The organism is Streptococcus sp. SN3 (genome assembly GCF_030439905.1).
In genome coordinates this window covers 167,795-190,019 of record NZ_JAQFJF010000001.1, presented here as the reverse complement: position 1 = coordinate 190,019, position 22,225 = coordinate 167,795, and the positions used below count along the sequence as shown (strand labels likewise).

25 protein-coding genes are annotated in these 22,225 nt (G+C 41.5%); 1 reads left to right on the top strand and 24 read right to left on the bottom strand.

The annotated features are described in order from the left end of the window. Window positions 1-4 precede the first annotated feature (4 nt). Both PCY71_RS00775 and PCY71_RS00770 read right to left on the bottom strand, forming a co-directional pair. A complete protein-coding gene (locus PCY71_RS00775; protein WP_301412373.1) occupies window positions 5-619 on the bottom strand; it encodes a class I SAM-dependent methyltransferase in 615 nt (204 codons plus the stop codon). Next, complete coding sequence (locus tag PCY71_RS00770; RefSeq protein WP_301412372.1) at window positions 616-1,197, bottom strand: GrpB family protein; 582 nt, start codon at window positions 1,195-1,197, stop codon at window positions 616-618. Before PCY71_RS00770 ends, PCY71_RS00775 begins: the two co-directional genes overlap by 4 nt. A 193-nt stretch (window positions 1,198-1,390) precedes the next feature. Here PCY71_RS00770 and PCY71_RS00765 point away from each other — a divergent pair, with 193 nt between their 5' ends. Beyond that, window positions 1,391-2,152 (top strand): DNA/RNA non-specific endonuclease, encoded by a 762-nt coding sequence (locus PCY71_RS00765; protein WP_301412371.1) that lies wholly within the window; start codon window positions 1,391-1,393, stop codon window positions 2,150-2,152. Window positions 2,153-2,214: 62 nt separating this feature from the next. On the opposite strand, the gene PCY71_RS00760 is transcribed toward PCY71_RS00765, so the two are convergent. The 22 genes from PCY71_RS00760 to udk form a co-directional block, all read right to left on the bottom strand. Then, the gene (locus PCY71_RS00760; RefSeq protein ID WP_125337324.1) at window positions 2,215-2,952 is read right to left on the bottom strand and encodes a DUF3307 domain-containing protein; all 738 of its coding nucleotides are present in this window, start codon (window positions 2,950-2,952) and stop codon (window positions 2,215-2,217) included. Further along, a complete protein-coding gene (locus PCY71_RS00755; protein ID WP_301412370.1) occupies window positions 2,949-3,614 on the bottom strand; it encodes a SatD family protein in 666 nt (221 codons plus the stop codon). Before PCY71_RS00755 ends, PCY71_RS00760 begins: the two co-directional genes overlap by 4 nt. A 91-nt stretch (window positions 3,615-3,705) precedes the next feature. After that, window positions 3,706-4,023, bottom strand: a complete 318-nt coding sequence (locus tag PCY71_RS00750; RefSeq protein WP_060976812.1) for a competence protein TfoX — start codon at window positions 4,021-4,023, stop codon at window positions 3,706-3,708. A 150-nt stretch (window positions 4,024-4,173) separates the two neighbouring features. Continuing rightward, window positions 4,174-5,694 (bottom strand): ABC transporter permease/substrate-binding protein, encoded by a 1,521-nt coding sequence (locus PCY71_RS00745; protein ID WP_301412369.1) that lies wholly within the window; start codon window positions 5,692-5,694, stop codon window positions 4,174-4,176. Next, complete coding sequence (locus tag PCY71_RS00740; protein WP_301412368.1) at window positions 5,687-6,415, bottom strand: ABC transporter ATP-binding protein; 729 nt, start codon at window positions 6,413-6,415, stop codon at window positions 5,687-5,689. Before PCY71_RS00740 ends, PCY71_RS00745 begins: the two co-directional genes overlap by 8 nt. 14 nt (window positions 6,416-6,429) lie before the next feature. After that, entirely contained in the window at window positions 6,430-7,194 is a 765-nt protein-coding gene (locus tag PCY71_RS00735; protein WP_004187200.1) for a nuclear transport factor 2 family protein, read from the bottom strand. A gap of 39 nt (window positions 7,195-7,233) precedes the next feature. Continuing rightward, window positions 7,234-7,671 carry a MarR family winged helix-turn-helix transcriptional regulator gene (locus PCY71_RS00730; protein WP_301412367.1) on the bottom strand — a complete coding sequence of 146 codons (438 nt, stop codon included), beginning with the start codon at window positions 7,669-7,671 and terminating at the stop codon, window positions 7,234-7,236. 135 nt (window positions 7,672-7,806) lie between these two features. Further along, complete coding sequence (locus PCY71_RS00725; RefSeq protein ID WP_301412452.1) at window positions 7,807-9,090, bottom strand: McrC family protein; 1,284 nt, start codon at window positions 9,088-9,090, stop codon at window positions 7,807-7,809. Next, window positions 9,077-10,747 carry an AAA family ATPase gene (locus PCY71_RS00720; protein ID WP_301412366.1) on the bottom strand — a complete coding sequence of 557 codons (1,671 nt, stop codon included), beginning with the start codon at window positions 10,745-10,747 and terminating at the stop codon, window positions 9,077-9,079. The genes PCY71_RS00725 and PCY71_RS00720 overlap by 14 nt, the downstream gene beginning before the upstream one ends. A 250-nt stretch (window positions 10,748-10,997) precedes the next feature. After that, window positions 10,998-11,777, bottom strand: a complete 780-nt coding sequence (locus PCY71_RS00715) for an L-threonylcarbamoyladenylate synthase (RefSeq protein WP_301412365.1) — start codon at window positions 11,775-11,777, stop codon at window positions 10,998-11,000. A 99-nt stretch (window positions 11,778-11,876) separates the two neighbouring features. Beyond that, window positions 11,877-12,467 (bottom strand): 3-isopropylmalate dehydratase small subunit, encoded by a 591-nt coding sequence (gene leuD / locus PCY71_RS00710; RefSeq protein WP_148876990.1) that lies wholly within the window; start codon window positions 12,465-12,467, stop codon window positions 11,877-11,879. A gap of 9 nt (window positions 12,468-12,476) precedes the next feature. Then, entirely contained in the window at window positions 12,477-13,859 is a 1,383-nt protein-coding gene (leuC, locus tag PCY71_RS00705) for a 3-isopropylmalate dehydratase large subunit (protein WP_301412364.1), read from the bottom strand. Window position 13,860: 1 nt separating this feature from the next. Beyond that, on the bottom strand, window positions 13,861-14,127 hold the full coding sequence (locus PCY71_RS00700; protein WP_101771275.1) for a DUF1294 domain-containing protein: 267 nt from the start codon (window positions 14,125-14,127) through the stop codon (window positions 13,861-13,863). Then, entirely contained in the window at window positions 14,124-15,161 is a 1,038-nt protein-coding gene (gene leuB / locus PCY71_RS00695) for a 3-isopropylmalate dehydrogenase (RefSeq protein ID WP_301412363.1), read from the bottom strand. Before leuB ends, PCY71_RS00700 begins: the two co-directional genes overlap by 4 nt. A gap of 12 nt (window positions 15,162-15,173) precedes the next feature. After that, on the bottom strand, window positions 15,174-16,742 hold the full coding sequence (locus PCY71_RS00690) for a 2-isopropylmalate synthase (RefSeq protein WP_301412451.1): 1,569 nt from the start codon (window positions 16,740-16,742) through the stop codon (window positions 15,174-15,176). 519 nt (window positions 16,743-17,261) lie between these two features. Beyond that, window positions 17,262-17,573, bottom strand: a complete 312-nt coding sequence (locus PCY71_RS00685; RefSeq protein WP_009660319.1) for a hypothetical protein — start codon at window positions 17,571-17,573, stop codon at window positions 17,262-17,264. Between the two features lie 11 nt (window positions 17,574-17,584). Continuing rightward, complete coding sequence (locus PCY71_RS00680; RefSeq protein ID WP_009660286.1) at window positions 17,585-17,899, bottom strand: hypothetical protein; 315 nt, start codon at window positions 17,897-17,899, stop codon at window positions 17,585-17,587. Then, window positions 17,880-19,595 (bottom strand): cutinase family protein, encoded by a 1,716-nt coding sequence (locus tag PCY71_RS00675; RefSeq protein ID WP_048773184.1) that lies wholly within the window; start codon window positions 19,593-19,595, stop codon window positions 17,880-17,882. The genes PCY71_RS00680 and PCY71_RS00675 overlap by 20 nt, the downstream gene beginning before the upstream one ends. Then, a complete protein-coding gene (locus PCY71_RS00670; RefSeq protein ID WP_002909948.1) occupies window positions 19,588-20,022 on the bottom strand; it encodes a hypothetical protein in 435 nt (144 codons plus the stop codon). The genes PCY71_RS00675 and PCY71_RS00670 overlap by 8 nt, the downstream gene beginning before the upstream one ends. Window positions 20,023-20,161: 139 nt before the next feature. Further along, window positions 20,162-20,602, bottom strand: coding sequence for a hypothetical protein (locus PCY71_RS00665; RefSeq protein ID WP_009660452.1), 441 nt, complete (start codon window positions 20,600-20,602; stop codon window positions 20,162-20,164). A gap of 85 nt (window positions 20,603-20,687) precedes the next feature. Then, window positions 20,688-21,356: a YoaK family protein gene (locus PCY71_RS00660; protein WP_048773180.1), complete on the bottom strand. Its 669-nt coding sequence runs from the start codon at window positions 21,354-21,356 to the stop codon at window positions 20,688-20,690. 164 nt (window positions 21,357-21,520) lie between these two features. Next, a complete protein-coding gene (udk, locus tag PCY71_RS00655; protein WP_032909529.1) occupies window positions 21,521-22,156 on the bottom strand; it encodes a uridine kinase in 636 nt (211 codons plus the stop codon). Window positions 22,157-22,225: the final 69 nt, after the last annotated feature.

Genomic DNA, 22,225 nt, shown 5'->3' with positions numbered 1-22,225 from the left:
CTCCTTATTTTTTCTTAATTTTATAAAGAATCCATTGACCATTTCTTTGGCTATCGATGAGATGTAAGTCCAAATTAGACAAATAATGCTCCAGTTTTTCTTGCTTTCTAAAGTCTGGTAGGTAGTAAGCTAATTTGCTCCATTCACATGCCAGTAAGATGATTCCATCAGGCTTGAGAATTCTCTTTAATTCCAAAAAAGCTTGAGTTAAATCTGACCAATGAAAATGGGTCTGAAATGCTGTAATCAAATCAAATTCCTCAACCGGAAGATTTGTATTCTCAACATTTTTCACCTCAAATGCTAGTCCAGGCCCAGCAAATTTTTCAGCTTCTCTAATGGCTGTAGTGGAAATATCAATCCCCAACACTTGGCTATTAGGAAAGTGTTTTTTCAAATATTTTGAGGATGCTCCATTTCCAACTCCAACATCCAAAATAGCATGAAATGGCTTCTTATGATCTAGCTGATTGACCGACCAGACAACCATAGGTAAATAGGCACGATTCCACAATTTCATCATCCATAAGCCGACAAAACCTGATGGTTTCTTAGATTGGTAAATTAAGTAAGGAAAAATAAGAATAATCAGAATGGCTATTATCACAAGATAAATCATAGGACTTCCCTCTCATATCTTCTGTCATAAAGCCTTTGAGCTTCCTTGGTGAATTTCTTGATAAAATCCGTCTTGGAGTCGGTATAGGCATCACGATTGTGCTCATATTGCTCCCACAAGGATAGCTTAAGTTTTTCATAGTCTTTAGCTACAGCAGGGTGCTCCTGTAAATAGTCTCTAAAGTAAAGTTCATCATGATCACCCTCATAGCGCAGATGCAGATGGAAAACCCGCTCGGCAAAACCACTCGGTGTGTAGCCTTTATTGAATGACATCCGCCCTTGGCTTTCTGACATGAGCAGATAACCATTTTGCAGCAACAAGTCTCTCGTTACCGTCATATCTGTTTCTTTAGGAATTTCCAGTAAAATATCCACTATAGGCTTAGCCCAGATGGTCTTTACCGATGTTGAGCCAATATGGCTAAGACGAACGATCTGATGTTCTGGCAAAAAACTCAAGAGTTGAAGCCGTTCCTCCTCATACCAATCTTTCCACTCATCCTGATGCTCTCTTAAAAAAATCGGAAAAAGCTGCCACAGCTCCTCTAGTGACATTTCCTCTAAAGATGGACTCATAAGCACCTCCTTAGGTAATTTATACAAGCGTTTTCTCTAGTTATGATTATAGGAAAAATACACATCCTAGTCAAACCTCGCACTTATTGAACAGATATTTATTTTTGTAACATTTTTAAAAAGTTTTAGTTGTCAAACAATCTATTTTTTAGTAGAATGATGTCGGAGATATATTATTTAAAAGGAGTTCTTTATGAAAAAGTTTAGGTTTGGCACTTGGCTTGTCCTGTCAGCCGGCTCTTTGTTGTTACTTTCACAGGCTCTTCCTGCAGAAAATGTTGCTGCTAATCAGAAGAACCAGATTAAGGTCCAGCTGCTTAACCATAGCGATGAAACAGCTATCGGGACTCTGGAGTTGAATGGGGAGTATCAGCTAAAGCTTGGGAAAAAGGACAAATACGGTCGGGCTACTGCTGCTCATGTACAAATGCAGGAGCAACACAAAGCCAAAAAGAAAAAGGAGACCAAGGTCACTTACAATCCCATCGGTTGGCACAATTACAAATTTTACTACGGTAATGGAGATGATCGGTCTTGGCTCATGAATCGCGCTCATCTGATTGGCTTCACTTTCAGCGGCCTCAATAACGAAGGGAAAAACCTCGTTCCGATGACCGCTTGGCTCAACTCTGGCAGTTTCCAAGGACTGGATGACAATAACCCAGATAGCATGCTCTATTATGAACATCGCTTGGAGCGCTGGTTGGAGGAAAATCCAGATTACTGGCTGGATTACAAGGTTACTCCGATTTACACGGACAATGAGCTTCTTCCTCGCAAGATTGAGATCCAGTATGTCGGGCTTGATGCAGAAGGCAATGTTGTCAGCATCCAGCTAGGGGGCAAGGAAACAATAGATGAAGACGGAATGTCTCATGTCCTCTTGGACAATGTCTCCCCAAATGCAGAGATTGACTACCAAACAGGCACTGCTGTCAATACTATGATTGAGTAGGGTTACAAATAAGAACACAAAAACAGACCATCGCTATGATGATCTGTTTTTTTTATTTATTTTTACCAATACAGACAGCCGTAAACCAACAAGACTGCAATCATACTGAAAAGCGAGCCAATCAGGTAGTATTCAGCAAAGGACTGGCTTTCTGAAATCTTATTATAGCGGGCGATAGACTTAGCTGTAAAAACTAGCCCAATCGCAGTAAACTGCCCGAAAATAAGGGAAAGTCCCATAATCAAGCGCTCCAAAATCCCAATCATGGCACCAGCCCCCGCAATAGTCTCTCCGCTGTCTTCCCCCGCCTGATACTTGCTGAAGAAGAGTTTAAAAAGGATATTGACCGGCTTACCAGTAAGTGCGAAGAAAAAGAGAGCCTGCAGCATGAGATAACGCTCAGACAGCCAATTAGGAGCTGGAATTTGCTGTTGACCTAAGAGAAAATAAAGAGCAAAAATGCTAATCAGATGCAAGACCTGATCCAGTATAAAGGCAAACTTTTGAGCATGATGCCGGACAATCAATGAATTCAGCCTATACTTCAAGAAGTCAATAAGCGCATGGCTGAGCCAGACCAAGGCGAAATATAGCAGATAATTAGGTAAGATAAGACCCAAGAGCAACAAGGGTAATAGAACAATTCCCAAGTGAAGAATCAAAAAATTTAACCGTCGGCTTTTAAGGTCGGCCATTTTCTGACTTTGAAGCTGAAAATCAGCTAGTACATGAGCCAGCAAAGTCAATACAAGAATCGGATTCTGCATGAAAAATTCTGAAAATCCCATAAAATTTGTCATTCTTCAGCCTCCTTTGCCGCCTGTAGAATCATTCTCATAGCTAAACGGCGATTTCTCAGATAGATCTTCAGACCAGACGACTTGAGCCGCTTACTAAGCGCACTGGGACTAATCTGCAGCAGCTCTGCTATTTCCCCATGAGAAAAATTCTCGTCATAGATATATTCCATGAGCATCCGCTCCAGAACTTCTCTCTGACTGTTATTCCACTTGCTCTGAATAAATGAAGTAGCTGCCAACACCGTATTGACCGACTGACTGAGCTCTTCATCTCCCAAGGATACAGCTATACGGCTGCTGCCGTAGTCGTTCTTCTCATGAATAGCCTCAATGGCTGCACGCGCCCTCCAGTAGGCCGGACCGTCCGCACCAATACTCTGCTCCCGATTGATATCCGTCACAATCTCCCCCAGACCAAGTCCAAAGCGAATCGGATGAGGAAAGCCCAAGGCAATCTGATCAAGGAGCTGCATAATCTCTGGATTAGGTCGCAGCAAAGCCTGAAACTCATCTCCAGTCGTTACCGTGAAAGGTGACACCAGATAATCCTGATAATCCTGATTTAGCACCGCCATCATGTCCTGCAGGTCCTTCTGGGCCTGCTTACGATTTTTCAGCTGTTTGGATTCAATTAAATCTCCAATAAGAGCAATATAAAGCATACCAAACCTCCTTTAAGTCCATTATAAAGGAAAATTTAAAAAATGTCTATTCAAACGGCAACTTTTTAGAATATCCATTGTAAAGGAAAGACTATTTTTTCTTTTTTGGTGCTGGTAAGGCAGGATAGGCAGCTTCAATCAAATTACAGAGAAAGGCAGCATCTTCTACTTCTTTTATATGAAGCATTGGCTTTGCGCCTGGATAAGGAAACTCATAAACCGGATTTTCAAAAAAATCCAGGGCTGGCTGGACTGACTTAAGCAACAAGCGATTGTCATAAATCCCGCCAAGTAAGCGCCCCCGATAATAGAGCAAATACTCTCCCATCATCTTGCGAAAGCTAATTTCTTGGCCTAAGCCCTGCAGCTGCTTCAGAATAAAATCCAAATATTCTTGACTAGATGCCATCGGAACACCTCCATGAATTGTTACTTTATTATACCAGAAATGAATGAAGATTTCCTGACTAAGAGATAAACACATCTCCTTCAATCCGTAGTCTATCTATCCTCAAGTAAGCAAAAAAGCTAGACCTTACAAGTCTAACTTTTTTACTTATTATTTTTTTAAAAGTCCTTCCTTTACCAGATAATCACGCGCAACAGCTTCCGCTTTTTTACCTTCGATGCCAACTTGATAATTCATCTGGCTCATCTGGTCTTCCGTAATTTTACCAGCCAGCTTATTGAGAATACCTTCCAACTCAGGGTGTTTTTCTAGCAGTTCAGCTTTCAGGAGAGGTGCCCCTTGATAAGGAGGGAAAAGGTGATTATCGTCTTCTAAAATCTGAAGTTGATAGCGCTCAATTTCAGGGTCAGTTGAGTAAACTTCCATAATCTGGATATCACCTGATTTAATTGCATCATAGCGAAGGGCTGGTTCCATGGTTGACACATTGAGATTCAGGCCATAGACAGATTGAAGTCCCTTGTTTCCATCTTCACGGTCGTTAAATTCCAAGGTAAACCCTGCCTTGAGCTTATCTTGGACTGCTTTAAGATCAGAGATGGTTTTAAGATTGTATTCTTTGGCGACACTCTTAGGTACTGCGATGGCATATGTATTTTGATAAGCCATGTGATTGAGCAAGACTAGATTGTCTTGTTTTTTGATTCCATCACGCGCTGCTTCAAAAACTTCTTCAGCATCATTGCTGACCTTTGGAGCAGGCTGCAAGAGAGTTCCAGTAATCGTACCGGTAAACTCAGGATAGATATCAACATCACCTTTTTTCAGAGCTTGATAAAGGAAGTCAGTCTTCCCAAAATTAGGCTTGACTGTCACAGTCATATCAGTATTTTCCTCGATGAGGAGTTTATACATATTCATGAGAATTTCTGGCTCTGGACCTAATTTCCCAGCAATAACCAGATGCTCCTTCTCCTGCTTGGGAAAGAGACTCGGTGTGTAAGAAGCGCCGAGGCCGAGGATTAAGACCGCAAAAGCTGTAAATACTGTCCGAAGCTTAGCCTTTTCCATACATTTAAGGAGACTGTTGAAAAGAATTGCCAAAACTGCAGATGAAATTGCCCCAATCAAGATCAGACTGGCATTGCGACGGTCAATTCCTAGAAGGATAAAGGAACCTAGTCCACCAGCTCCGACAAGGGCCGCTAGAGTTGCTGTTCCGATAATCATAACCGTTGCTGTCCGAACTCCTGACACGATGACGGGCATAGCTAGAGGCAGTTCAAACTTCTTGAGTCGCTCCCACTTGGTCATCCCAAAGGCGATTCCAGCTTCTTCTAAACTAGGATCAATCCCATTCAAAGCCGTGACAGTATTTTCTAAAATCGGGAAAATAGCGTAAATCACCAGAGCAGTCAGTGCCGGCAGTGTGCCAATCCCCATAAGAGGGATAAAGAGTCCCAACAAGGCCATTGAAGGAATGGTTTGAAAGATTCCTGCAATTTGCAGCACCCAATTGGCTGCCTTTTTGTGACTATGAAGATAGATAGCGAGCGGAATGGTCAGGAAGATGGCCACTAATAAGGTCAGAAGAGATAGCTGGAGATGTTGCCCTAAGGCTGCCAACCATTCGTCAAAGCGCTCCTGAAAGGTAGAAAACAAATTAGCCATGTTGAACACCTCCAAATAAATCTGCTACGAAGCTGGTCGCAGGTGCAGATAGGATTTCCTCAGGTGTCGCCACTTGACGAATCTCCCCATCCTGCAGAACAGCAATCCGATTGCCCAATTTCAAGGCCTCATCCGTATCATGGGTCACAAAGATTGTTGTCATCCCAAACTGGTCATGGATACTCTTGGTCAAGCTCTGCAATTGCTTACGTGAGATAGCATCAAGAGCTGAAAAAGGCTCGTCCATCAGCAGGATTTTGGGTTGAGCGATAATGGCGCGGACAATGCCCACCCGCTGCTGCTCACCACCAGACAGCTCACTCGGAATACGCTGAGCATAGTCTTCAGCAGGCAAGCCTACTAGCTTCAGCAATTCATTGGTCTTCTGCTGAATCTCTGCCTTGCTCCATCCTTTCATTTCAGGAATGAGAGCAATATTTTCAGCCACCGTTAGATTTGGAAAGAGGGCAATCGCTTGTAAGACATAGCCTGTGGAAAGGCGTAGCTCACGCTCATCATAGTCTTTGATGCGCTTGCCATCCATATAGATGTTGCCATCTGTTGGCTCTAAAAGACGGTTGATCATCTTGAGCATGGTTGTCTTACCAGACCCAGAAGGACCCACTAAAACCATAAATTCACCATCCTCAATCTGTAGGTTGACATCTCTCAAGACATCCTTTTCTGTATAGCGTAGCGCTACATTTTTATATTCAATCATTCTTTGTCCTCATTTTAAAACTTCCCTCGATTGGTCAAGTCTTCTACCTTAGGCATGACTTCTTTATTGTCCCAATGCTCTACAATCAATCCATTCTCTAAACGGAAGATGTCATACTGGGCATAAGCCACCCCATCTATCTGAGTCTGTCCATAGCTAACCACATAGTTTCCTTGTCCCAGAAGCTGGAAAACAAAGTCAAAAGTAACCCCGTGCTCTGCAACATAGTTTTTAAAAGCCTGACTTCCTTGACCAATCTCATGATTATGCTGAATCAAATCTTCTGCCACATAATCATCCCACTGCTCTAGTTCGCCGTTTTGAAAGATTTCTGTCAAGAAACGACGAACGGTTTTTTTATTTGCTACTGTCTTGTCCAAATCCATAATTTCAAAATCTCCAAAGATCTGATCTAACTGTCCATTTTCTGGAACACGATAGTAGTCAATGACATCCCAATGCTCCACGATACGGCCATTCTCATCCGCACGGAAAGTATCCGTCGTCACCCATTGAGCTTCCCCGCCATTGAGATATTGATGAACATGGACGAAGACTAGATTGCCGTCTTCAATGGTGCGAACAATCTTCATCTCACGCTCGGGATGGCGCTCAAAGAAATTTGCAAAGAAAGCCGCAAACCCTTCTTTCCCATCTGGCACACCTGTCGAGTGTTGAATGTAGGTATCCCCTACAGACTGAGCTTGAGCCTCGGCAACGCGCCCATCTTGAATGGCATGAATGTATAAATTTTGTGCATTTTCAACTTGTTTTGAAATGTATAAATTTTGTGCATTTTCAACTTGTTTTGACATGATTTATGCCTCTTTTTCTTTTAAATTCGCTAAGATGCGTTCCTGATAACTTTCAAACTGGCGAATTTCTTCCTCTGAGAAGCCTTTATAAAAAATAGCATCCAATTTTTGACTGACACGATGGCCAACTTCTTTCTGAGACCAACCTTGCTCCGTCAACTTGACATATTTTTTTCGCTTGTCTAAACCACACTGACTAAAGGTCACCAAGCCCTGCTCTTCCAACTTTTTCAGCATAGTCGTCAGCGTATTATTGGCAAGTCCCGTCGCCAGCGCAATGTCTGTCGCCGTCGCACAGCCCGTTTCACTATTCCATAAAACTGTGAGAATCTTGCCCTGTTCACTGCGATAAAGAGCTTCTGGATCTTGACTCAGTAACTTTTGAAAAATCCGCCCATTCAACAAACGAATGTGGTGGGCTACTAAATGACTATCTTTCATGATTTCTCCAATTCATTTCTATATCGAATTGATTTTTTATTTATTGTAACACTTGCAGTTTCATCTGGCAAGAATTTTGTTCTATTTGGAAATAATTTTAAACTGGGTAAAGAAAAAAAGCAGGTTCAACCTGCTTTAAAATCTAAAATTTATTGTTTCCGATTGATGTATCTGTTGAACAAAATGGTCATAACTTTCAGATTCTTGAGGAATAAGAATGGACCACTTTTTCAAGAGCGCCCCGTAACCTGATAATTTACCTATGTCGTTATCAACAACCTTCTCCACGCTTGGGAAAATAAGACCGGCTGTTTTAGCTTCTAAAATGTATGTATAGGAAATCAGTTGATATAAATCCTCACGATTGATTCCTTTTTCAGTAAATTCTAGCTTTTTATATTTGGCATCTAGTACGATTTTTAAATCTTTATGATAGAAGTCTGGATAAATTTTTCGAACATGACTGCTAAATACAGAAATGCCATCCGTCTTTTCTTTGTTTCGTGGGTGGATAAAACCTTCTGGCAACAATGTCTGGACATACTCTTCCCAAAGCCAAGCTACATCAAAGAGAACACCGTGTATTTTTTGCTCTTGAAGTCCTAAACCGTGCTTTTCTCTATTCATAATCAACAGACAGAGTTCCTGTAATTTTCTATATTCTCGAAAATAGGCATGACGGACAGGTTTAGTTTGATTTAGTCTGATAATCTTAACACGATCAGCTAGTTTATAAGACGGAGTCACACGAATGATTTCTGTTACATTTTCACGATTAGCATCAAATACTCCACTTCCAATTATTTTCTGATTCTTAATATACTCAATAGTGTGTCGAATCAGCTGCATCAATGGATTATCATAAGCAAACTCTCTAGTAGTGTAGGAAATATTTCCTATAAAAGGAACATTTTTCTTAAGATGATTTCCTACATCAATCGCTCCCTTTACATGGCTATCATTATGGAAAAACCTCTGGTATTCCTTATAAAGCCCTTTTCTCAAAGCCGCTTGCAGATATTTTGGAAAGAGGTAAACCAATAGTTGATAGAGTTTATCTTCGCTAGATAAACCAACATCCAAGTTAGTGAGATTGATATTTAGGACCTTCTGCAAGAGATAATGTAAAAAATAGTCGTTATTAGCATTTGAAAAACGAGAGGAAATCGTTAATCTTTCCTGACCGTAACCCAGAAAACCAATCACATTTCCTGTTTTAATGTTCTGATTTACAGTTTCAAAAATTTTATGGTCCTTGTCCAAGTCAGAAATATTTTTCAAGTCATTTGGGAAAATGAAAATACTATCCTCTTGAGAAAGGCTTTCTAAAGTTCTATCTAAAAGTACCTGACTAATTTTTGGGTAGATTTCAACAAAATCCTCTTTTTTTATAAATTGCTGATTATCAGTAATCCTCATTATCATTCTCAACGCCTTCATTGTTATCAGTTATTGACTGATTGGTTTGCTCATTGCTTGTCTTATCAAATGCCTTTTTCAAAGTTTCCAAAGTTTCAACTTCTTCATAAGAACCTCGCAAGTAGTCTTCTAGAAGCGGCTTAATATAATCAGACCAGAGCAATTCATAGTCAAAGTCTACATCCTGCAACTTAAGGAAATAACTTGGTCCAACATGGTAATGACTATTGAGCTCTTCTACTTTTTCTATGGCAGCATTCAAGTTTCTTAGACGAATTTTCGCTTCTTCAGCACCATCTCCAAGAAGTTTATCAAGCATTCCCAGCTGACTTTCAGCCGTGATTTCTACAAAACGGAAACGACGGCGCATGGCAAAATCAAAGGTATCCACCGAGCGGTCAATATCATTCATTGTTCCGATGATGTAGACATTTTCAGGAATATAAAACTTCTCATTAGTTTCATGCAAATTAGCATATTGGGTCGAAACCTCTCCATCCTTACCACGATAGCCCGGATCAATGGAGAAAAAAAGTTCGCCAAAAATCTTAGAAATCTCACCACGATTGATTTCATCGATGATGAATACGAAGTTTTTATCCGTATCAATCTCTGTTGGAAAAATATAGTCTTTTAGACCAAACTTTTTTCTTAACGTTTCAAGAACTTTTTTTCCCTGACTACGATAATAAGTCTGTTTTAAATAATTTTCATCTTTATAGAGTTCATAGACATAGGATTTAGTCAAGACTGTCCCTTGACTTTTGCTCTCATAATTGACATTAAAATTATTCCGGCTATTAACAGTAAGATAAGAAAAATCTGTCAAACGCTCTTTTTCATCTCTATTATTTACATATTCAAGATAGGCATTCCAAGCTTCATCAAAATTATCTTGTCCTCCTGTTTTTTGAGCTTCGTTAGCTTTCTGACAAAACTTCTTAAAAATTCCATCTTGTAACTCAAAACTTATCTGGCTATTATCATTAGAAACAGGTCGCAACCCCTCTACAAAATCTGTATAGTCATAAGAGGGATGGAATTGTACAAAATCAATTTGTTCCTCATTTCCTCCGGTCAACATATTAGCAATTTGTCTGGCAAGATAAGTTTTCCCCGTACCAGGAGCACCACGGAGGATGAGGTTTTTGGATTTTTCTAGTTTTTCTATATAATTATTTATATTTTTATTCATAACAGATGTTTCTTTCTTTTTTTCATACGTGCCATTCAAAATAGATTTATATAAATTAATACGCTCGGTAGATCTATCCCAATTTACAGTCTGCCTAGCTCCTTTTTTATTTTGATATCTCCACTCACCATCTGCTTTTAACCAATCAACTCCAATACAATGTCTAAATTTTTGCTTTCTATCATCATAATAATAACTTTCTACACATCGCCCAATACCAAAAATTCTATCAAATCCAGAAGTTGCAATAATATAATCATTTACCTTTATATCATGAGCAAATTGCCAGATAAACTGATTTTGTCTAGTTCCTTGATTTAAATCTTCTGGACTCGTATAGTCTAAAAGACTTCCTAGATCAGAACTAAAATCAATGCACGCAATCTTCTCTTTTTTAAAAAGCTCCCATAAGCTTCCACCACTTCCGGCTACTATCATCCAGTAATCTACTTTATTTTCCATAAAAATCCTCCAACTTTTTAACCTGTCCTTTAAAATCTTATATTCATTTTCTAATCCTTTGCGTTGCTGCGAAAACAATATAGATAGCGCTCTACATTATGATATAAGAATTAAAAATCCTAATTTTAAAAGGATAATATATTTTTTCTTTATCATAGCATAATTATAGGAAAAATAAAAGAAATTATAAGCAAAAAAGCCCAGTGTAAAGAGGAAATATCCCCCCACACACTGAGCTTATTTTTTTATCTTAGTAATATTCACCCTGACGGTAATCCCATGAGTTGAAAGTATCGGACAGGTGCATCATGATTTTATCGATATCCAAGCCTTTGCGGATAACCACAGGCGCTGGTGAGATGGAACGTTGACCACCTTGTTCTGGAATTAGTTTTCCATCCTTGTCCACCATGGAGACCATAACACCTTGCTCGTAGCGAGTTTCAATGGTCTTGTCTGGCTGGATAGAGGCTACATAGTCATCTGCTTCAATGACCAAATCAACAGCATTTTCGATGCGCTCGCCAATTCCTTCAACCTTGCCACGGTTTCCTTTACCGGATGGGTTAGCTGAGGATGCATAGACCATCTTGCCTTCTTCCCAAAGCTTAGCTGCCAGCTGCTCGCCTGCCTTACCAAACTTAATAACAAAACAGCTAGTGCCACGAACATCTGTCATCAGCTCTTCCCGACCGTCACCATAGGCTTTAAGCTTTTCAAATGCTTCTGGCTTCCATGGAAGGATACAGCCCAAGAGGATGTCTTCATCCCAATGCTTTTGATAAAAAGCTTCAATTTCCGGATTTAGCTGAGCCAAAGCACGGAGCTCATTCATACTGCCACAGAGAACAACACCTGGCTTATTACGGTTACGAGACTTAGCTTCGAACTTACGCTCCAAACCTGCCTTATCGCTGGTCATAATGATGTACCCCACCTTGGTCGGGCAAACGATACAGCCGCCGTCGCCTTTCAAGATGTCATAACCTTCTTGTGAAAGCTGTCCGTTCCATTGAATGTGTTTTGTCATAAGTTTCTTCCTTTTCTATTAAATTAAGATTTATTTTACCATATATTTTTATCGGAGACAAGGTTTTTTCAGAATTTTCTCAATATAGCAAAAATATGGTTACTGCCAATAAGATGGACGATTTTTTTCATATTCCGCAATCAAATCCTCATACTGCAGCGTAATGCCGATATCATCCAGACCGTTGAGGAGCTTGTGCTTCCATTCTCCATCAATGTCAAAGGAGAATTCTCCAACCGGCGAAAAAATCTTCTGTTGCTCCAAATCCACCGTCACTTCATCTGTCGGCTTCAGGTTAGCCAAGGCTTGTCGGACTTCCAATGGCTGGACGATCGGCAGCATACCGTTATTAAGCTCATTGTTATAGTGAATATCCCCGAAAGATCCAGCAATGACTACCTTGAAGCCATAGTCAGCCAAGGCCCAGGCAGCGTGCTCGCGAGAGGAACCCGCTCCGAAATTATCCCCTGATATCAGAATAGTCGCCTTACGGTACTCCGGTCTGTTAAAGACGAAATCAGGATCTTCAGTGTACTGATTGTCCAGATAGCGCCATGCGTACATGAGATACTTGCCAAAGCCTTTTTTGTCAATCAACTTGAGAAACTGCTTGGGTAAAATTTGGTCCGTATCAATATTATCGTTCATGAGGGGAACCGTTGTCCCCGTATAGATTGTAAATTTTTCCATAAAACTTCCTTACTGGACCTCCGGTAGCTGGCGGACATCTACAAAGCGCCCGGCAATGGCTGCCGCTGCTGCCATGGCTGGACTGCAAAGATGGGTCTTAGCACCAAATCCCTGACGATCCTCAAAGTTCCGATTACTAGTAGAGGCACAGTGAACTCCATCTGGTACCTTGTCTGGATTCATCCCCAGGCACATGGAGCAACCTGGATCACGCCACTCAAAGCCTGCATCCATGAAAATTTTATCCAGTCCCATCTTTTCAGCAGCCCGCTTGACCGGACGAGAGCCTGGTACGACGATAGCTGTCAGATTGGGGGCGATATGCTTGCCAGCGACAAACTTAGCTGCCAGCTGCAAATCGCTGAGTCTGGCATTGGTACAGGATCCGATAAAGATATAACCTAGGTCAATATCTTCTGCTTTCTTACCCGGAGAGAGGTCCATGTAATTGTAGGCCCGCTCGTCGTTCATATCGCGAATTTCTGGGAAAGCCGCGCCGAACTCTACTCCCATAGAAGGATTGGTTCCCCAAGTTACCATAGGTGCTAGCTGGGAGACATCAATCTCAATGACCTTATCATAGACAGCATCAGGATCACTGACTAGAGTCTTCCAATCAGCTACTGCCGTCTCAAAATCCTTGGGAGCTCCCGGACGCCCTTTAACGTAATCATAGGTCTTCTGGTCAGGGTTCATAATGCCTATCTTTGAGCCAAACTCTATAGACATATTGCAGATGGTCATGCGCTCTTCCATGGTCAGATGCTCAATCGCATCACCAGCATACTCGACCACATGACCGACACCTGCAGCCACACCATATTGGGCAATCAGAGCTAGGATAAAGTCCTTAGAATAGACACCTTTAGGTGGCACTCCGGTAAATTTGACCAACATTTTCTTAGGCTTGACCTGCCAAATGGTCTGCGTGGCAAAGACGTGCTCTACCTCCGAAGTACCGATTCCAAAAGCAATAGCTCCAAAAGCTCCGTGAGTGGCCGTGTGACTATCGCCACAGACGATGAATTTGCCCGGCTGAGTCTTGCCCGTTTCGGGTCCAACCATATGAACAATCCCCTGCAGTTCCGATCCGTGAGCCGCATGCTCGATGCCAAAATCTTTGACATTCTCAGAAAGTTTATCAATCTGTGCCTTGGAAATCACATCCCGAATATCATAGATATTGACCGTAGGAACATTATGGTCAAAGGTTCCAAAGGTCAAGTCCGGCCGTCTAACTTTGCGCCCTGCATCTCGAAGACCTTGAAAAGCCTGAGGGCTGGTTACTTCATGAATATAATGCTGATCCACATACATAAGCTGGGGTTGGCCTTCTTCACCAGTTATCAGATGCCTTTCCCACAGCTTATCAAAAATCGATTTTCCAGCCATACTAGCTTCTCCATATGTAATATAAAATTCCGATTTCCACTATTATTCCGCAAATCCAAGCCAACCAGAAATACCATTTTCTGGTCTTATGGTGAAAGAGGCGACCGCCTAATAAAGCGCCCAAACCTGCGGCTGCCAAAGCTGACAGTAGCAAAGTTTTCTCTGGAATGCGATAGTGATTTTTCTTAGCCTTTCGCTTATCCCAACCATAAAGCAGGAAAACGACAAGGTTCCATAGCAGGCAAATACCCGTTAATATCCATTTCATAAGTTATTGATAATGGCCTCCGTCATTTGAGCTGTTGTCGCCTGACCGCCAAGATCTCGCGTTAAAATCCCTTGAGCCAAAGTCTTTTCCACCGCTGCTTCAATCGCTTCTGCAGCTTCAAGCTCTGCAAAACTATCCCGCAGCATCATGGCTACTGAAAGAATCATACTGATAGGATTGGCAATGCCTTGCCCTGCAATATCTGGAGCTGAACCATGGATAGGCTCGTAAAGACTGGGTCCTGCAGCCGAATGACTGGCCGATGGCATAACTCCCAGCGTTCCCGACAAGACGCTGGACTCGTCTGAAAGAATATCCCCAAAGAGATTTTCCGTTACGACGACATCAAACTTAGCAGGATTGGTAATCATGAGCATAGCAGCGCTGTCCACCAGCTGGTGCTCCAAGGTCACGTCTGGATAATCCTTGGCCACCTCATCTGCTACTCTGCGCCAGAGTTTGGATGTCGCTAACACATTTTGCTTGTCAATACTGGTCACGCGCTTTCTGCGACCACGCGCAATGTCAAAGGCCTTACGGACAATCCGCTCCACCTCTTCATAGCTGTAGTCGTTGATATCCCGCGCGGTTCTATCCTCCAAAATATGCTCACCAAAGTAAATCCCACCAGTCAGCTCGCGCACGACCACAAAGTCCACACCAGCAATTCTTTCAGCCTTCAAAGGCGACAAATGCTTCAGAGCATCGAAAATCTTAACTGGACGGATATTGGCATAGAGTTCAAGTTCCTTCCGCAGAGCAAGCAAACCTTGCTCCGGCCGAACTGGAGCATTATCATACTGGGGACTACCGATAGCTGCTAGGAGAATAGCATCCGCCTCCTTGGCTGCTACCAGAGTTGACTGAGGGAGAGGATGACCTTCCGCATCAATACCAGCACCCCCAAAAGCTTTCTCCGTGATATGATAAGTAAAACCGAACTTGTCCGCAACAGCAGCCAGTACTTGGAGACCGGCTTCCATGATTTCTGGACCGATACCGTCACCCGCCAGAGCTACAATTTCTTTTGTCATAGTTGCTTCCTTCTAATTATTTGCAGGCAGATCGCGATAAGATACCTGATGGCCGATTTCACCAGCATTTTCCTTTTGCACAAAGGTATTGGCATGGATATAGGCAATGGCGCTGGCCTTAAGAACATCAAAGTCAATACCAGAGGAGTTGAAAATCGTATCTGTATCCGTATTTTCAACAGCTACCAAGACGCGTGCCTGAGAGTCAATACCATCCGTTACCGCCTCGATGTTATAAGACAAAAGTTGGACGGACTGGTTAAAGAATTGGTCAATGGCATTAAAGATAGCTTCGACACTTCCCTTACCTTCTGCCACACAGCTGACCGTCTCGCCGTCGCCATTAACCAGCTGCACATCCGCTGTGATGGTATGGTCGTCGTTGGTCGTGAGCTGCAGATCATCAAAGTGGAAGCCTTCAGGATTTTCGACGGTCGTTCCAGCAATCAGAGCCCGAATATCAGCATCCGTGACTTCATTTTTCTTATCAGCCAAGACCTTAAATTTAGCAAAGAGATCATTGATTTCAGATTCCGCAAAGTCCAGAGCCAGTTCTTTGAGTTTTTCGACAAAGGCATGGCGGCCAGACAGTTTGCCAAGCGGCAGTGAATTGCTCTTGACTCCAACCAACTCTGGTGTGATGATTTCATAGGTCAGTGGATTCTTAAGAACACCATCCTGATGGATACCGGACTCATGAGAGAAGGCATTGCCACCAACAACCGCCTTGTTCTTAGGCACTGGAATACCTGAGAAGCGGGATACCAGCTCTGAAGTGTTGATGGTTTCATTAAGGACAATGTCTGTCTCAACCTGGTAATAGTCCTGGCGAATCTCTAAGGCAACTGCTACTTCTTCCAATGCTACATTTCCAGCGCGCTCACCGATTCCATTGATAGTTCCCTGAACACGACCAGCACCATGCTTGATAGCCGTCAAAGTATTGGCCGTTGCCATACCAAGGTCATCATGGCAATGAACACCAAATACCACCTTATGATCAGAAGTCACATTTGCCACTAGGTAGTCGAAAATATTTGCAAACTCTTCTGGCGTGGTAAAGCCGACTGTATCTGGAATATTGATATAAGACGCACCTGCATCAACCGCTGTTTGTACCACCTGAAAAAGGAAATCCAGCTCTGTTCGTGTCGCATCCTCTGGTGAAAACTCGACTATATCGAACTTGGAGCGCGCGTAGGAGACATGCTCTTTCACAGCTTCTAAAATCTCTTCCTTGGACTTTTTCAGCTTAAACTCTCTGTGAATAGGACTGGTCGCAATGAAGACATGAATCTGTGGATGCTTGGCATCCTTGAGCGCCTCGTAGCAGGCATCAATGTCAGATTTAACCGAACGCGCCAGACCAGTGACGGAAGCTTTAGTGATGACTTTAGCAATCTCCTGCACCGCCGCAAAAGAATCTGGACTCGCAGCTGGAAAACCGGCTTCAACGACTGAAATCCCCCACTTCTCTAACTGCTTGGCAATAGCCACCTTCTCCTTGATAGAGAAATTCACTCCTGGTGTCTGCTCACCATCCCGGAGGCTGGTATCAAAAAACTCAACTTTGCGTGTCATAGACAACTCCTTTTCTAAGATACATAGACCATTTAGGAAAAACTCTTCCCCAACTTCTAGGTCGTGTTCAATGACTGAGACGGTATGAGACAAATTGATTTCAGAAAAATCAAGATGTAGCCCCACTCCCGTCGCTCCTTTAGAAACCATTTCTTCCTCATCAGAGTTTGAGGTAAGATAGGTGAAATAAAAAACATCTCACTTGAGGAACAAGCGAGATGTTGATTTACTCCCGCTTGGTAAGCCAAACAGGACTAATGCTTTTGCACTAGCCCGAGTAACGCAACAACAAAGCAAAGCTTGAAGATTGGGTTGACTTCATGTTTGACTAACTCCTTTTTGAGATGGTTTCTTATTGTTTAGTATTTTAACACAGTATCATAAACCTGTCAAGAAAAAGTCGATATTTTCTGAAAATTTTTAATATGCTGGATTATTTTTGAGGAGATTAGCAAAAATAAGAGAAAGAAAAAGAAGCAGGGTAAGTCTCACTTCTTCCAATTTTCTTAGTATTTTGATTCATTTACTCACTTCATCCAGCTTATTCTGAAAGCGTCTGTTCTCCTGATAGCGAGCTTCTAGAACATCGTCTATGCGCCTTTTGTATTGCTGATGGTATTGATCCAGATTATCCTCTATTTGAAAAATATAAGGTTGAACCGCTGTCAAAGGAACCTCTCTACATGCATAAGAAATCGCATCTAAGAGTTTGTTCGTCTCTCTGTCAAACTTATAGTAGTATGTATCTAAGTCTGTCTCTGCTCGATCAAACTCACGCATTTTTAGAGCATGTTCATCTTCCAGTTCCTGAAGCTTCTTTTTATTCAGCATTGCCTCACCTCCTAACCCTTAATCGGGCTATCCAAAGAAGGCATCTGCATCGTCTGAGTTAGATGAGTTTCAGCAGCTTGCGCTGCCTTACCTTCAAATCCACCCTGAATGTTTTTAACATAGTTAGTAGAAGCATAATTTTTCATATCCAAAGCCGCCGCCTGTAGCTGAGTTGCTAACTCCGCTCCTTTAGCAAGAATAAGCTGCTCTTTGGCTGCTATCAAAGCCTTGATAGCTTGCCGCTCCTGCTCTTTCATCTTTTCTTTAAACTGTTTTGCCAACTCCGCTTTAGTTATGAGGGCATCATCATTTACTATCAGAACCATTCTTACCCCTCCATGTTCCTTTTACATCTGCCAAGAGATTATTGAAATCCTCAGCTTGCTGAGTATCGACTGCTGCAAAATCTCCACTAGCTCTAACCAAAGTCATTCCCAACTGTTCAATCTCTGTCATAAAGCCTTTTGCAGATGTCTCTGTGTTGCTTTCAATCGTATCATCCCAAAAACGAGAAACATTAAAATCAGCCAATAAACTCGCTACCTCTGTACCACTCAGATAGGTCACCATTCCCATCGCCTCTGTACTCGTATCCTTTACTGTATTTTGGACAAATTCTTTGGCATCCGACAATAAGGTTTGGACATGCTTAACTTTATCTTCCATTTCAAAGATAGCCAGCTGTGCTGCAGTCTGAAGGAGACGAGCACGAACCAAAATTCTATCTTCTCCTGTAAGATTGCCATTTCCCAACTGTTCCTGATAGCGAGTAATAGCTTCACGATCCCAAGCCATAGATTCCAAGCGAGCAACCCTAATAATTTCCTTGTATTCTGTCTCAAATTGATGATAGAAGGCATACCCCAAAACAGCCCTATCAGGAAGATCTCCTTTCATTAGAGAATTGAATATATTTGAAGCGGTTTCTTCATCAACTCCCAGTTTTCGAAGAGCATCCAGAGTTTTAGCAATTAGACGAGCTAGCTTTTCACCCGCTCTCAGCAGTTCTGGATGATAATCAGCAGAAGCGGTCAAAAAAGAACTTTTACCGTCTCCCTGAAAAACACCAAAATCATGGGCACTCTCAGAATCGAAACTCTGGGTATAGTATAAGGGAACCACAATATTAACTTTACCAACAGGTCCACCTTCACCTCTTACATGATATTGCTCACCGTCCTCAGGTAAATGAGCAATTGTATATTCTCTATTAAGCATACTCACCATGTCAAAGGGATTGACATAATATTCAATTTTTTTACCTATGGCTTTGATTTGATCGGGAGTTAATCCCATTTTTAAAAGGCTTTTGGTAGTATCCGGACCATCAAAGAGGACCACTCTTCCAATCTTATCTAAATCATTACTGCTCAATCCAGCTATTCCTTGAACCGTCACCATGGTCCCTAGCGAATGTGCTGAAAGATCCATTGTTGCATTAGGCGCTTTCTCTCTCATTTCTTGGATACGAGTTTTCATGGCCTCGGTTGCCAAAGGAGCTTGTGGAATATGGATGTGATTAAACGCAAACTGAGCGTCATTATCTATCCAATCATTCAAATTTAGTGCTTTGATGCCCCGCTCAAGTATCTTATCTAAGTTAAAACCATCGCTACCTCGAATAGCCATATAAGTTTTCTTGGTATCTTTTCCCAACGTCGGCGTATCCGTTAAAAAATAAGAATTAAAGCCCGCTTTTTCGTCAGTCATTAACCCCTTTTGATAGCTGTCTACAATACGTGGCTCACGTCTCATACCGTTCGTATCAGGTACTGGTACGGTGGTAATTTTATTGACATCGTGCAAATCAGAATCAGGTTGTAAATAGACCCTGCCATCATAAGGAAGATTCTTACCTCCAGGGGTGATTTCTTCATCATAAATTACTTCTTTTGAGAAATCAAATACTTTTACTTTGGTTGAGTTATTTTTAGGTGGAAAATTATTAGGACGACCAGTATAAGCCGACTGCGCTAAATCTCCATAAAAATTATCAAAAGTTTTTAAATTACTATTACTCATAAATATCCCATACATTGCCTTTCAAGACTCTTATCGGTTGCATTTCAGAAATTCTCTTAATATCAGGAATACTGTTTCTATTATGTTCTAGCGGGAAACCCAGAGTAAATTCAGAATCTTCAATATTATTAATTCTTCCGCTTAAAGTTAGTATATTCCCCCCACCTTGAGGAGTTCCGTTACCTATATCCTCAATTGTCAAACTACCCCAGTCAAACTGAACACTTTTAACTTTAGGATTTCTGGATTTAACAAATTCAGCCATTTCTTCTTCATGCTTTTTTAAATAAGCTAGCTGTTTCTCTTTTGGACTTCTCAAATCGAAAGTCTCATCTGTGAATAAACTTTTGTTTTGAACTGTCATAATCGTCCCTCCTATGACTAGAGTGGTTGCTATCGCAAGAATAGCTAATCTATTTTTTTTCATTATTTATCCTCCAAAGTAAAGAGAAGTTACTATTATTATATCATGAATGCATTAAAAAATAATTTTGAAAAGTATTCCGTAAAATATGAAATTTACAAACTGCGCTAAATTTGCGTAGAAATTATGAAAGTTTTTTAAATTACTCTTCGCCAAATCCTCTTCCTCCTACACGAAGCGGACTCCCACTTCCAATTCCTTCAATAAAATCTTCTTTATTGTTCTTTCCATCTTTTATGTAAACCAAAACACTCCAACTTGAATCTTTGATATGATTAAAACCACCAAAAACTCGAATAACATTACCTTCACCCTGCGGTGTTCCATTTCCTATTTCTTCCCAACGTGTTTCTTCCCAAGCAATTTGAACAGACTCCACTTTAGGATTTAAAGACTTCACAAAATCTTCTATTTCTTTTTTATGCTCCTTCAAATAAGCTAGTTGTTTCTCTCTTGGACTTCTTAAATCGAAAATTCCATCTGTGAATAAACTTTTGTTTTGAACTGTCAGAATCGTCCCTCCTACGACCATAGAAGTGGTTAGCGCTACGATTGATAGAGTAGCCATTTTACTTTTTTTCATCATTTTTTCTTATATTCTACTACTTTCTATGAATTTCACAGTATCACTTCTTAAGTCACTTCGTTTCTAAGAAGAATATACACCCTCATCTCCTCATATATTGAATGCCTCGGAAAACGAGAAAGGCTGTTAGAATCAGAGAAACAAGCCAGATGGTCTTCAAGAGGTAAAACTGAATCAGATAGGTAGAGATGATGGCTCCAACTACAAAGCTTGCCAGTAGGGCTACAAAGAAAAGGCCTTCTTTCAAATCTTTCCCTTTCTTGTTTCGAGCATAGTTGCCAAAAGCTACCATGGTTTTCTTGATATTCCCCGTCATAAAAGAATTGTTATAGACAATGCCATCCACCTCGCCAAAAGCGGTCGCAACTAGGCCCATACAGAAAGCCAGTGGTGGCACGATATAGAGATGGGGTACATTTGCTGGCAAAAATCCAGCGATAACTGTCGTCAATATCAGAGGAAAAACACTGGACAGTCTGCGCCAAGAATGCTCAAAGTGATGCTGAAAAACGGTCATCAGAAAAATCCCCAGCATAAAGGCCAGCATAGTTGCCAATTTAACTTCAATTCCTCTTGTCTCTTGATTGATGAGTTCAACCGAAAGGAAAACGACATTTCCCGTCTGACCTGCCACCAAGGTGCCTCCCCTCTCAATGAAGGTATAGGCGTCAATAAATCCTGCACAAAAGGTCAAGAGGCAGGCAAAAAATTTTGAACGAGAGTGAAACTCTCTTTTTACAAATTGTTTCATAAACCACCTACAAAATAAGGGAGTGACCAGACTCCGAAAATCCTAGATTTCAGTCCGTCCACTTCCCCTTGCTAGATTATATTTCAAAACCTTGCAGCTACTGCGATTCACCAGATTCACAAACTTTTATTTCCTCAAATGACAGAGCTAGAAAGCTGCCTGTCCTAGCCTTCTCTGGCTTCCTTAAGGATTTTTTCAATCTTGGTCGTAATCAGGTCAATAGCCACCTTATTAGAAGCTCCCTCTGGAATGATGACATCCGCATAACGCTTGGTCGGCTCGATGAACTGATGGTACATAGGCTTAACGACACCCAAATACTGTTCGATAACGCTATCCAAACTGCGGCCGCGCTCTTCCATGTCCCGCTTAATCCGACGGATAATCCGAACATCATCATCTGTGTCCACAAAGATCTTAATATCCATCAAATCTCTCAGGCGCTGGTCCTCTAAGACCAAAATCCCCTCAACGATGAACACATCCTGAGGCTCCTGACGATAGGTCTTTTTGCTGCGGGTATGCTCCGTATAGTCATAAGTAGGAATATCCACAGGCCGACCAGCCAAGAGCTCCTTGATTTGCTCAATCATCAGGTCCGTGTCAAAGGCAAAAGGATGGTCATAGTTGGTCTTCACCCGCTCCTCAAAAGTCAGATGTGTCTGATCCTTATAGTAGGAGTCATGCTCAATCATGGCAATATTTTCGTTTGGAAAATTAGCCAAAATTGCTCGAGAAACACTGGTCTTTCCGCCTCCGGAACCACCAGTTACACCAATAATAATAGGTCTATTTTGCATTATAAGCTCCATCTCTTGTTATCTTATCTATTTTACCGCAATTCATGTTATAATGAAAGAGCTAAAATA